General features: G+C 50.8%; 12 protein-coding genes. 3 read left to right on the top strand and 9 right to left on the bottom strand.

All coding sequences use genetic code 11. The features are described 5' to 3' along the window. Window positions 1-144 precede the first annotated feature (144 nt). Genes OCV31_RS00005 through OCV31_RS00025 form a run of 5 tightly spaced genes read right to left on the bottom strand, consistent with a single transcriptional unit; the run spans window position 145 to window position 4,719 of the window. On the bottom strand, window positions 145-471 hold the full coding sequence (locus OCV31_RS00005) for a YerC/YecD family TrpR-related protein (protein WP_148471404.1): 327 nt from the start codon (window positions 469-471) through the stop codon (window positions 145-147). Window positions 472-480: 9 nt separating this feature from the next. Beyond that, window positions 481-2,145 carry a formate--tetrahydrofolate ligase gene (locus OCV31_RS00010; RefSeq protein WP_148471748.1) on the bottom strand — a complete coding sequence of 555 codons (1,665 nt, stop codon included), beginning with the start codon at window positions 2,143-2,145 and terminating at the stop codon, window positions 481-483. Between the two features lies 1 nt (window position 2,146). Beyond that, complete coding sequence (gene purE / locus OCV31_RS00015) at window positions 2,147-2,638, bottom strand: 5-(carboxyamino)imidazole ribonucleotide mutase (protein ID WP_148471406.1); 492 nt, start codon at window positions 2,636-2,638, stop codon at window positions 2,147-2,149. 34 nt (window positions 2,639-2,672) lie between these two features. Continuing rightward, window positions 2,673-4,016, bottom strand: coding sequence for a sensor histidine kinase (locus OCV31_RS00020; protein WP_148471408.1), 1,344 nt, complete (start codon window positions 4,014-4,016; stop codon window positions 2,673-2,675). Window positions 4,017-4,026: 10 nt separating this feature from the next. Beyond that, entirely contained in the window at window positions 4,027-4,719 is a 693-nt protein-coding gene (locus tag OCV31_RS00025; protein ID WP_148471410.1) for a response regulator transcription factor, read from the bottom strand. A gap of 130 nt (window positions 4,720-4,849) precedes the next feature. Between OCV31_RS00025 and OCV31_RS00030 the strand changes: the two genes are divergently transcribed. Genes OCV31_RS00030 through OCV31_RS00040 form a run of 3 tightly spaced genes read left to right on the top strand, consistent with a single transcriptional unit; the run spans window position 4,850 to window position 7,240 of the window. Beyond that, window positions 4,850-5,761 carry an ATP-binding cassette domain-containing protein gene (locus tag OCV31_RS00030; protein WP_148471412.1) on the top strand — a complete coding sequence of 304 codons (912 nt, stop codon included), beginning with the start codon at window positions 4,850-4,852 and terminating at the stop codon, window positions 5,759-5,761. Next, window positions 5,754-6,509 carry a hypothetical protein gene (locus OCV31_RS00035; protein WP_148471414.1) on the top strand — a complete coding sequence of 252 codons (756 nt, stop codon included), beginning with the start codon at window positions 5,754-5,756 and terminating at the stop codon, window positions 6,507-6,509. Before OCV31_RS00030 ends, OCV31_RS00035 begins: the two co-directional genes overlap by 8 nt. Before the next feature lie 8 nt (window positions 6,510-6,517). Continuing rightward, window positions 6,518-7,240 carry an ABC transporter permease gene (locus OCV31_RS00040; RefSeq protein ID WP_148471416.1) on the top strand — a complete coding sequence of 241 codons (723 nt, stop codon included), beginning with the start codon at window positions 6,518-6,520 and terminating at the stop codon, window positions 7,238-7,240. A 47-nt stretch (window positions 7,241-7,287) separates the two neighbouring features. On the opposite strand, the gene guaB is transcribed toward OCV31_RS00040, so the two are convergent. The 4 genes from guaB to OCV31_RS00060 all read right to left on the bottom strand — a co-directional run bounded on the left by guaB (window position 7,288) and on the right by OCV31_RS00060 (window position 11,350). Then, a complete protein-coding gene (guaB, locus tag OCV31_RS00045; protein ID WP_148471418.1) occupies window positions 7,288-8,745 on the bottom strand; it encodes an IMP dehydrogenase in 1,458 nt (485 codons plus the stop codon). A gap of 64 nt (window positions 8,746-8,809) precedes the next feature. After that, a complete protein-coding gene (locus OCV31_RS00050) occupies window positions 8,810-10,003 on the bottom strand; it encodes a CdaR family protein (RefSeq protein WP_148471420.1) in 1,194 nt (397 codons plus the stop codon). Beyond that, complete coding sequence (gene cdaA / locus OCV31_RS00055; RefSeq protein ID WP_108831692.1) at window positions 10,003-10,794, bottom strand: diadenylate cyclase CdaA; 792 nt, start codon at window positions 10,792-10,794, stop codon at window positions 10,003-10,005. The genes OCV31_RS00050 and cdaA overlap by 1 nt, the downstream gene beginning before the upstream one ends. Next, window positions 10,778-11,350 carry a DUF5317 family protein gene (locus tag OCV31_RS00060; protein WP_148471422.1) on the bottom strand — a complete coding sequence of 191 codons (573 nt, stop codon included), beginning with the start codon at window positions 11,348-11,350 and terminating at the stop codon, window positions 10,778-10,780. The genes cdaA and OCV31_RS00060 overlap by 17 nt, the downstream gene beginning before the upstream one ends. Between the last annotated feature and the right edge of the window lie 25 nt (window positions 11,351-11,375).

Here is an 11,375-nt window from a genome sequence, read left to right on the forward strand (position 1 = left end):
GTAGCATGGCGGCCTCCTTTTTTCTCTATTTTACTATAATTGAGTGGCTTAAAGCGGTTTTAAGACACAAAAAGGGAGGGTGAATCGGTTGATTCACCCTCCCTTTGTCATCACTCTGAATCGGACCCCGCAGGATCCGATTTTTTATTTCTCTTCTTCTTCGTCTTTCTTCTCGTCTAAATAGCCCAGTCGCTTCAAGACCAAATTGTAGCCGTCGGCACCGTAGTTTAGGGCGCGATTGATGCGGCTGATCGTCGCCGTGGAGGCGCCGGTCTGCTTTTCAATTGCGTGGTAGGTTTGGTCGGAAACCAACAGTTTCACTACTTCCAGGCGTTGGGAGATGGCTTTTAATTCTTTGATGGTGCAAATGTCTTCGAAAAAACGGTAGCACTCTTCTTTGTTTTCCAAGGATAAAATAGCTTCAAACAACGCATCCATGCTATCATTTTGTATTTTTGAAGAATAACTCATAGTCACCCCTTATGAAAGGCCTGTAATGACGCCGTGGGCGTCGATGTCCATGCCGTTGGCGGCGGGAACTTTCGGCAGACCCGGCATGGTCATGACCGCGCCGGTAAGGGCCACGATAAAGCCCGCGCCGTTGGACAGGCGAATGTCTCGAATGTGAATGGTAAAATCTTCCGGAGCGCCCAGCTTTGTGGGATCGTCGGTAAAGGACATTTGGGTCTTCGCCATGCACACGGGCAGCTTATCCCGGCCGAGCTTTTTAATACGCTCGATCATGGCGAGGGCGTCGTCGGAATAGACGACATCTTTCGCGCCGTAAATCTTCTTCGAAATAATTTCGATTTTTTCCTCCACGGGCAGATTTGTGTCGTAGAGGGGCGCGTAGTTGTTGGGCGCTTCGCAAAGAGCCACGACTTTTTCGGCGAGCTCCATGCCGCCTTCCGATCCCTTGCTGAATACATCGGAAAGGGCCACGTCGACGCCCAGGCCAACCGCCAATTCGTCGATGGTTTTAAGCTCCGCTTCCGTATCCGTGGGGAATTTATTGATGGCGATGACCACGGGCACGCCATAGCTCTTCATGTTTTCAACGTGGCGCTTTAAGTTCACAAAGCCCGCTTTCAATGCGTCCACGTCTTCTTCGCCCAAATCCTTCACGGCCACGCCGCCATTGTATTTCAGGGCGCGCACCGTGGCGACGACCACGATACAGTCCGGGGTAAAGCCCGCTTCAGGTGCCGCGATATCCAAAAACTTTTCCGCACCGAGATCGGCACCGAAGCCCGCTTCCGTAATGGTGTAATCGGCCAGATGCAGGGCCGTTTCCGTTGCGATAATGGAGTTGCAGCCGTGGGCGATGTTGGCAAAGGGGCCGCCGTGAATAATCGCCGGCGTGTTTTCGATGGTTTGCACCAAATTCGGCAAAATCGCATCTTTCATCAGCATGGTGACGGCACCGGCCACTTCAAGGTCCTTGACGTAAACGGGCTTGTCGTCGTAGGTATAACCGATGATGATCCGGCCGACCCGGGCTTTGAAATCTTCCAAATCTCGAGCCAGGCACAGGATCGCCATGATTTCCGAAGCCACGGTAATGTCGAAGCCGTCTTGACGAATGACGCCGTTTTTCTTCGGACCCATGGCAACGATCACTTCCCGAAGGGCGCGGTCGTTCATATCCAAGACGCGCTTAAATGAGATTTTTTTCGGGTCGATGCCCAGTTCGTTTCCTTGGTGAATGTGGTTATCAATGGCCGCGGCGATTAAGTTGTTGGCGCTGGTAATGGCGTGAAAGTCGCCGGTAAAGTGGAGGTTAATGTCATCCATGGGAAGGACCTGTGCATAGCCGCCCCCGGCCGCACCGCCCTTAATGCCGAAGACCGGCCCCAGGCTCGGTTCCCGCAAGGTGCTGATGGTGGATAAGCCCATTTTATCCATGGCCATGGCGAGGCCGATGTTTGTGGTGGTCTTGCCTTCTCCCGCCGGCGTCGGGTTAATGGCTGTGACGAGAACGAGCTTGCCCCGCGCCTCGTCGTGATCTTCAAAGGCGCGCCCTTCGATCTTTGCCATATAGCGGCCATAAGGCTTTAATTTATCTTTCGGAATATTCAGGCGTTCGGCAATCACTTGGATTTCATCCAAATGGGCCTCCCGTGCAATTTCTACATCGCTTTTCATTTTAGGCACGAAGATCAGCCTCCAATTTTTTGTTCATTTCCGCCACTTCATCTTGTAATTGCTTTTTGTAGGCCAGGAGCCGTTCCTTAATGGCCGGATCGCCGACGGAAAGAATTTGTGCCGCCAAAATACCGGCGTTCTTTCCCCCGTTAATGGCGACGGTGGCCACGGGTACGCCGGAAGGCATTTGTACCGTGGAAAGAAGGGAGTCCATGCCCCCTCCGACGGAAGTTTTACCCGGCACGCCGATGACGGGCCGCGTCGTGTGGGCGGCGATGACCCCGCCTAAGTGGGCGGCTTTTCCCGCAATGGAAATAAACACTTCCGTGCCTTCTTCTTCTCGTTTTTTCACGTGGTCCACCACCTCGTTGGGCGTTCTATGCGCGCTGTAAACGACCACATCATAGGGAATTTCGAGCATTTTTAAGGCGCCGATCACGTCAAAGGCGATGTCTTTGTCGCTGTAGCTGCCCATAATTATAGAAACTTTCATTTATCCGTACCTCCTTAAATCCTTTACCATGTTATCAAGAGTGAGTAAAGCTGTCAATATACGCGGCCCCCTCATTCGCCGGCCCCTTCGGGAAAGAAAAGTCCACCCGGAAACCGCCGTCTTTATTTGCCGCCGTCATCACGCCTTTGTGCAAGCTGCAAATTTGCTTCGAAATCAAAAGCCCCATGCCGTGAACGGAAACGGAAGTCGAATCCGAAGCTTCCAAGCGATCCAACACCTCTTTTTTCACGCCGCCTCCATTGTCCCACACAGTGATGTGAATGCCCTCTTCCGCTTCCTTGAGCGTCACGTGAATGTCTCCCGGCTGATACATGATGCTGTTTCTGATCACATTGTCGATCATGCGGGCGAAGAGGTGGCTGTCCATATGGATCTTCGTGTCTTCACTTAACTGATTGTCGAATAAAATGCTTCGATCCTCGTGTTCGTTCAGATGAGCGACGATGATTTTCCTGAGAATAGGCGCAGGATTTTGAAAAGTGAATCGGTCGTCTCTTAAGCTTTGAAGGCGCGTGGTGTCGTTCAGGTCCTGAATGGTTTTGCTGATGCGCATGATCTCTTCTTCCATGGTCGCCACCGCATCCTTATTGGACTCGTCCTTTAAATCATTCAGCCCCCAGCTAAGTTTAGAAAGAGGCGTGCGCACGTCATGGCTGATGCCTCGAATCCATTGGCTCTGGCTTTTGCTCAGCTGCACATAGCGGGCATTGGCGTCGTTGACCGCGTGGGACACTTCCTTTAATTGCCCGGTCTCCTCCAAAGGTACATAGTCGTCGGCATAGATATTATCCAAGGCATCTTGCAGCGGATTCAGGTTTTTATAAAGATTGGCCCGCTCTTTGCGGTACATAAAAAAGACGAAAACGAGATAACCAAAAAGAAACAGAAGAGCCAAGTCCACGTTTAAGAGCAATTGTTCCACACTGTAATAATTAAAGGGCAACTTGTCCAGGGAACCCTTGGGATAGCCGAAGACCAACAGCTCGTCCCCCACCACATAGGTGAGCACCGGATAATCCTTTAAATAAAATCGCGTGAAGCGGGCCACATCCGTCATCTTGTAGTATTCGGGCACTTCAGGCGGCTTTCTCCAAGACTCCGCCACTTTTCCCTCTTCGTCGATGCGTATGGCCCACAAGCCGTTTTCTTCTAGAAAGCGGCGATTCTTTTCGCCAAAAAAAAGGTCGTCACTTTTATTTTCCATAATGTAGTCGTAGGCAACGCTTGGGGTGGTGTACTGCTTTCTCATATTGTAGTTGATGTAGAGAATAATTAGGATGAGAAAGACGAGGACGAAGAACAGTGCCACGGTAAACAAAAAGAAGCGGCGTAATTTTTTTAAAATAAACTGAAACATAATGAAGCCTCTACTGCTTTCCGATGAGCTTATAGCCCAAGCCCTTTACCGTCACCAGGCGGGTGGGATTGGAGGGATCGTCTTCCAATTTTTCCCGCAGGCGGTAGATATGGGTGATGAGTGTGTTTTCGTAGCCGAAGGTTTCTTCCCATACGGCGTCGATGATTTGGTCGATGGAGACGATGCGGTTTAAATGATTGGCGAGAAGGGCCAGGATTTTGTACTGCTTCGCCGTGAGTTTCTCTTCCCCGCCTTCTTTGATAATCGTGCCCTTCGCCGGATCGAAGAGGGCGCCGTTTAAATCCACGGGACCTTCCCTCTCTTCCCGGAAGCTTCTGCGCAACACGGCCTCCACCCGCCACAAGAGGTCTTCTGCGAGAAAGGGCTTCACGATGTAATCGTCCGCTTCCGCTTCGAAGCCCTCCCGCCTGTCGTCGATGCCGTCTAGAGCCGATAAGATGATCACCGGAATATGTGATTGCTTACGTACGGCCCTCAACAAATCCATGCCGCTTCCGTCGGGCAGCATGAGATCCAAAATCATGAGATCCACTTGGTGATTGGCCAGTTGAAAGCGTGCCTGAGCCAGATTCGACGCCGTCTTCACGGAGGTATAGCCCGCCTTACGCAGGTAGGCTTCCAAATGGTCCAACAGGGATTTTTCATCGTCTACGATTAAAATAATCGGTTCTTTTTTATTCATCTGCCACTGCCCCTTTCGCCATCATTTTACCATAGCGGGCGGCACCTTCCTCGTTTGTGATCTAAAAGTGATCTGCTGTCCATGGTTTCGTGAGCTTCGCTTTTTACAATGATAGCAAAAGGAGGCTTCTATGAATAAACTCTTAACCATCGAAAATCTAAGCAAAACTTATAACGGCAAAAAGGTATTGGACGTGGATCATTTCGATTTGCCTGCCGGCGCCATTTACGGCTTGATCGGCCCCAACGGCGCCGGAAAATCCACATTGATGAAAGCCATTTTAGGCCTTATCGAACCGGAGGTTGGCGACATGGTCCTTTTCGGCGAGAAGGTGACGCCGAAAAACCAAAAGATCCTCAATCGCAAGCTGGGCGCATTGATCGAGCGCCCCGCCTATTACGATCATCTCACGGGACATGAGAATCTTTCCATTCTCTGCACTTTAAAGGGCATAGATAAAAAGCATATTCTCCCGGCCTTGGAAGCCGTGGGCCTCCGGGCAAAGGCAAACGAAAAGGTGCGAACTTATTCCCTTGGCATGAAGCAGCGGCTGGGCATTGCCATGGCCATTATCGGCGAACCGAAGCTTTTAATTCTGGATGAGCCTATAAACGGTCTGGATCCCGTAGGCACTCTGGATATGCGCCGGCTCTTTCTTCAATTGGCGGAGGAAAAGAATACAACGATTCTGATCTCCTCCCACATTCTAGACGAAGTGGAAAAAATCGCCACCCACATCGCCATGCTTCAAAAAGGCCACTTGATCTACGACGGCACCTTGGAAAATTATCGTCGCCTTCACCCGCCGATTCTCTCCATCCGTACGTCGGACAATGAAAAGGCGGCGGAGGTCCTTTCTTCTCTGAGATGCAAAATTCGCGGTGACCGACTGATCTTAAACCACCCCTCCGATCGCGATGTGGCAAAGGCCGTGCGCGCCCTAAGTCCTCATGTAGATATTTACCGCATTGAAGAAGAACGGGAAAGTTTGGAATCCTTATTTATTCAGGACACGCAGAAGGGAGGCAGATCCATTGACTAGTATGGAATCGAGAGAATATAAAGGCTTGGGCCTCTACGCGCTTCTTTTTCTCATGCTTTGTGTTCACGTCCCTGTCTTGGGTGTCATTAGCTTTACAAATTCTTTTACAGAGGAAATCTATCCCCTTTTCTCCCTTTTAGACGCCTACTTTTTGTTTCAGTTGATCTTCAACCCGGTGCTTCTTTCTTCGTTAGTGAAAAAAGTGGTAGAAATCGAAGAGAAAAACAATATGTTTCAGCTCCAAAAAATGCTGGGCGTGGAGCCGTCGACCCTTCTCATGAGAAAATGGTCGTGGCTCAGTTTGCGCCTCTTCATTCTGCAGTTGATCGAGTGGGCATTGATCCTTCACATGGCCGCCCGTTCAAGTTATTTCAATTTTTCGCAAGTGGCAAGCGCCCACGTGGCCGTAGTGTTTTTCAGCCAATGGCTCATCGCCTCAGCCTTTGTCGCTCTCTTTCTTGTTTTGGATACGCGGTCCAAGAGCCCTTATTTCACCCTCTTCTTTTCCATGGGCGGGGCTCTGTCGGGCATTCTCTCCATGTTGACTTCCCGCGTCCTCACGCTCATCAATCCCTTTGCGTGGAGCAGCTCCCTTCTGAGCATTTCCTATGTCAAGGGAAGCGAAGGATTTGACCGCGTACTAAATCCCACGCCTTGGCTATCCTTGGTCGTTTCCCTCGCGGGTTTATTGATCTGCCTGTTCATCATAAAAAAACACACGCGCATTCGTAGCGACAAAACCATTTAGGAGGCACTATGTTTTCTGTTTTTTCAATTGAGGTCAAGAAAATAAAATGGCTTCCACTTCTCTTGGCCATTCTCGTCGTGCCGTTATTGGCGACAAGTTTCGGTACCTTTAATTACATGGGCAATCGTGGCATGCTCACCCATGAATGGGAGAGCTTGTTTACCCAGATTTCTCTCTTCTACTTCTCTTTTTTCTATGTGCCCCTCATCGCCATCATCGTCGCCCTATTGTGGCAAGTGGAGCACAAGGCGGGATTAAACTTTATCCGACTCAGCAGTGCAAAACACAGCCAATTTATTTTTGCGAAAAGCCTTTTGGCCTTATTCCTTATCGTCATCGCCCAAATTTTCTTTTTTGCTTGCTTCTTCATGGCCGGCCGCTACATCTGCGGCTTCGGTGAGATTGATTTTTCCCTTTATTTCTACTACTTCTTTGCGAGCATCCTTTTGGCCATACCCGCCGTCTTTGTTTTTTCCGCTTTAAGCATTCGTATGAAATCCTTGGGCGGCGTCACCCTTCTCTCCGTGGCCGTGACCATGGCGGGATTTATGGCTTGCGCCCAGCAGATCGTTCCCATGATCGAAAATGTCTTTGCTCTAAACACCCTGGCCTATGAAATGAATCACTTCGCCCGGTTTACCATACAGGATTCCCTCGTCGTCATCGGTTTCGCATCCGTCGAGAGCATTCTCGCCTACGCCTTCGCCCAACGACGCTTAAAATACGAATAAACAAAAAAGCCGCCCCTGTGTTTCCACGGGAGCGGCAATTTTTTTGTCTATTTCTTTGTACCGATGTAGTTCGGGCTTTCTCTCGTAATCGTAATGTTGTGGGGATGGTTTTCTTGAAGGGTGGCGGGAGTGATCTTCATGTACTCCGTATTGGTCTTGAGTTCATAAATATTTTTTGCCCCGACGTAGCCCATACCGGATTTTAAACCGCCGACGAGTTGGTAGATGACGTCGCCGACTTTTCCCTTAAAGGGCACGCGACCTTCCACGCCTTCGGGAACGTATTTCTTCGTTTCCGATTGGAAATAGCGATCGCTGGATCCGCTGCTCATAGCGCCTAAGGAGCCCATGCCGCGGTAGGTTTTGAAACGACGGCCTTCCACATAGATTTCTTCTCCGGGACTTTCGTCGGTACCGGCAAACATGGAGCCCATCATAACCACGTCGGCTCCCGCCGCAATGGCCTTGGTCACGTCGCCGGAATACTTGATCCCGCCGTCGCCGATAATGGGGATGCCCTTTTCTCTGCCTGCTTTCGAACAGTTTAAGATCGCCGTCACTTGAGGCACGCCGATCCCGGTAACTACGCGGGTGGTACAAATGGAACCGGGGCCGATACCGACTTTGACGCAGTCGGCGCCGGCTTCGATTAAGTCGATGGTTCCTTGATAGGTGGCCACATTCCCGGCAACCAATTGAATGTCGGGGAAGGCCTTTTTAATTTCTCGAATCGTGGTCAATACGCCTTTCGATTGGCCGTGGGCCGTATCGATGACAAAGAGGTCCGTGCCCGCAGCGCGAAGGGCTTCCACCCGTTCGTATACGTCGTGGGTGACGCCGATGGCGGCTCCGGCAAGGAGGCGACCGCCTGCATCTCTGGCGGAATTCGGGTATTGAATGGATTTTTCGATATCCTTAATGGTGATCAAACCCATGAGATGGTGGCTGTCGTCGATAAGAGGCAGTTTTTCGATCTTGTATTGCTTCATCACCTTCAGGGCATCGTCCATGGAAATGCCTTGTTTGCCCGTGACCAAATTGTCGCTGGTCATGACGCTGGCGATTTTTTTGTTTAAATCGTCTTCGAAGCGAATGTCGCGATTGGTAATGATGCCTTCCAGAATATTATTTTCGTCTACGATGGGCACGCCGCTGATGCGGTAGTGGCTCATAAGTTCCATGGCATCTTTGATTTCATGCTCTTTGGATAAAGAGAAGGGATCGGTGATGACGCCGTGTTCCGACCGTTTGACGCGGTCCACTTCCTTTACCTGTTCTTCCAAGGGCATGCTCTTGTGAATAATGCCGATGCCCCCTTCGCGGGCCATGGCGATGGCCATTTGCGATTCCGTAACCGTATCCATGCCGGCACTCATCAGGGGAATGTTCAGTTCGATGGCGTCTGTGATCTTCGTCTTTAAATTCACTTCGTTGGGCAACACTTCAGAATACCCGGGCATGAGCAAAATGTCGTCGAAAGTTAAACCGTCTCCTAAAAATTTCATCAAAGCCTCCTCTTTTTTCTCATTCTACGATAGACATTTATTTTAGCAAAAGACCGGTCGTCAATCAAGACGAGGATGAGAGACGTTTCGGCGTAATGCGAATAATCTCTAAATCCTTCGGCCCCTTGGCGATCACCTTTCCTTCGCGATCGACACTTAGTTGAATATCCGTCTCCCGAAGGGCATCCACCAAAGACGCGTCGCCGTAAATTTCCACGTCGATCTTCTTCGGCACGTTAAAATCGCTGAGATTGACATCTTTCATGGACGTCATGTGCTCCGTGGAGACTTCCATGGTGCGCCGCGCCGATTCCTTTTTCATGTAACGTAAAATCACGGATTCGTCGGGATTGACGAGATGGATTCCCTCCGGCACGTTTAACTGTACGGGCACGGCATTGGTGCTCATGAGCTCTTTCGCATCCACGGGCCGGGTGGGAATGCTCTCGATGCGATCAATGACGTCGGTCTCGCCGGTAATGGTCACGGTGGCCGGCGTAAGGATAGCTCGATCCCGATTAAAGTCGCCACCCTCGTCGTCGACGAAGTTCACTTCCACGGGCACACTTTTCGCCTTCGATATGGTCGCCTGAACGCCGACGGTATTCGGCGTCACCTCGATGCCTGCAATTACGTTTTTATTCTTATCCAAGGGCGAAAGCTCGACAGAGGATAACACCGTATCTTTCGCGCCGGATATGGCGATGTAGCCGGCCACGGAATGCACTTTGTCGACGGCTTTTTTCGGGCCCTTGACGGTGACTTCTTCTTGATTGACGATGATTCTGTCCAGCACCATGCCGTCGGCGGGCTTGCCTTTGGCCGTCACCGTCACCGGTTTTTGCATCGTCACCATTTCATCGACAGCGATGGTGATGGCCGAGGGATTGGACTTTTTAATTTTAATGCTCTCGTCGGAGAGGCGGAAGTGAATGGGCAGCCGTTGGGAGCCCGGTTGCACTTCGCCTAAATCCACATAGGCGGAAATATCTTCTTCTTTTAATCCGACGATGGCGCTGCGATTGCCGGAGACGACGATATTGGTGGTGTAATCGTCGTTTTGCAAAAGCTCCATTCCCGCTTCCCGCATGGTGGATTGGTTCCGAAGCTCCACTTCCACATTGGTGAAGTCCTTGGTGATCACCGGATCGATTTCCGTAATGATGAAGAACCAAAGCAAAATTGCCAGGACCAGGGAGAATATTTTCGTAATCGTGTCCCGATTGTTCGCTATAAAATTTACATATTTATCGCGCATCAAATTTCCTCCTCGTCACTCTTTGGGAAATAGATCCCCCGCAGCATTTGTTCCAAGGTAGAAAGATCCAAATGGCGGTTAATGTTTCCGAATTCGGCGACGGAGATGGATCCCGTTTCTTCGCTGACCACGATGGCGAAGGCGTCGCTTTTTTCGCTGATGCCGATGGCCGCCCGGTGGCGCGTGCCCAATTCTTTGGAAAGGCCCTTTTCTTCCGTTAAGGGCAGAAAGCAGGCGGCGGAAACGATCTGATCCCCGTTGATGATGACGGCGCCGTCGTGGAGGGGCGTGTTGGGGATGAAGATGTTGATCAAGAGACCGGAAGACAAGTCGCCGTAAATGCTCGTCCCCGTTTCGATGATTTCATTTAAGCCCGTCTTACGTTCGATCACCATTAAGGCGCCGATCTTCTGGCGGGACAAAGAGGCCACGGCGCTGATGATTTCATTAATGGTGGATTCGTCCCGGGTTCCCGACAAGACGAAGCCTTTTCGAATGGAGCTGTTTCGGCCGATAAATTCCAGGCCCCGTCGTATTTCCGGCTGAAACACGATAAATAGGCCCAAAAATCCCCAGGTCAACATGCTCTTTAAGAGGTAATTGAGCATATAGATCTGCAGGATTTCGCTGAGCTTCGTAAGGATCAGGACCACGACGATCCCCTTGCTTAATTGCTCGGCGCGGGTGCCCTTGATTAATTTAAAGAGCCAATAGATGATCACCGCGACGATGGCGATGTCGATGACGTCTTGAATCCGTAGCATCGATAAAGTTTCACTTATCCATTGCATGGTGATCCGCCTTTCCGAATAAATAAGACGTAGCGCTCGCTACAAATAAAAACAAACCGAAGGCGATGAAGCCGTCGCCGATGCTCATGACCTTTGCACTTGAGACGGCCGAGGAAAAACAGAAGCGGTCGCCTAAAAAACGAAGCCGCGTCGCCTCGTTGACCAAGCTGTGGGTCAGAACCCGCCCCTCGGTGATTAAGGCAAGGGCGCGGCTGTCGCCGATCTTTAACAGAGCTTTTGCTTCCACGGGCATGGCGCCGTTTAAGGCGACGACCGCACCATTTAATGCGAGCCCTATGCCGGCCGAAACGTAACCCGGATGGCGACCGATCACACAGCCCACGGCCATGATAAAAAGCAGAAGGGCGTGGATGGTGGAAAAGTGCGCCGCAAGGAAAGGCACCGAAGGCGCCGCCTTGAGTGCAATGAGAAAGAGGGCGGCGCCGGTGCCTGCGACGATTAAATTTTTAAAGCGGGGTTCCTGCAAAAACGTCTTGTCTTTCCACGCCATAAGAAGCCCCAGGCATACGCCTAAGATAATCCCTTCAGTTGTCATTCTTCACCTACAAAAAATGCGCTCT

It is taken from the genome of Aedoeadaptatus acetigenes (assembly GCF_025566985.1).
In the GTDB taxonomy this organism is placed as follows: Bacteria; Bacillota; Clostridia; order Tissierellales; family Peptoniphilaceae; genus Aedoeadaptatus; species Aedoeadaptatus acetigenes.

Excerpts from the sequence above, each read along its gene's own strand:
- OCV31_RS00025 (WP_148471410.1), bottom strand. The coding sequence starts at position 4,719 with ATGAATAAAAAAGAACCGATTATTTTAATCGTAGACGATGAAAAATCC.
- OCV31_RS00005 (WP_148471404.1), bottom strand. The coding sequence starts at position 471 with ATGAGTTATTCTTCAAAAATACAAAATGATAGCATGGATGCGTTGTTT.
- OCV31_RS00020 (WP_148471408.1), bottom strand. The coding sequence starts at position 4,016 with ATGTTTCAGTTTATTTTAAAAAAATTACGCCGCTTCTTTTTGTTTACC.
- purE (WP_148471406.1), bottom strand. The coding sequence starts at position 2,638 with ATGAAAGTTTCTATAATTATGGGCAGCTACAGCGACAAAGACATCGCC.
- guaB (WP_148471418.1), bottom strand. The coding sequence starts at position 8,745 with ATGAAATTTTTAGGAGACGGTTTAACTTTCGACGACATTTTGCTCATG.
- OCV31_RS00050 (WP_148471420.1), bottom strand. The coding sequence starts at position 10,003 with ATGCGCGATAAATATGTAAATTTTATAGCGAACAATCGGGACACGATT.
- OCV31_RS00040 (WP_148471416.1), top strand. The coding sequence starts at position 6,518 with ATGTTTTCTGTTTTTTCAATTGAGGTCAAGAAAATAAAATGGCTTCCA.
- OCV31_RS00010 (WP_148471748.1), bottom strand. The coding sequence starts at position 2,145 with ATGAAAAGCGATGTAGAAATTGCACGGGAGGCCCATTTGGATGAAATC.
- OCV31_RS00030 (WP_148471412.1), top strand. The coding sequence starts at position 4,850 with ATGAATAAACTCTTAACCATCGAAAATCTAAGCAAAACTTATAACGGC.
- OCV31_RS00060 (WP_148471422.1), bottom strand. The coding sequence starts at position 11,350 with ATGACAACTGAAGGGATTATCTTAGGCGTATGCCTGGGGCTTCTTATG.
- cdaA (WP_108831692.1), bottom strand. The coding sequence starts at position 10,794 with ATGCAATGGATAAGTGAAACTTTATCGATGCTACGGATTCAAGACGTC.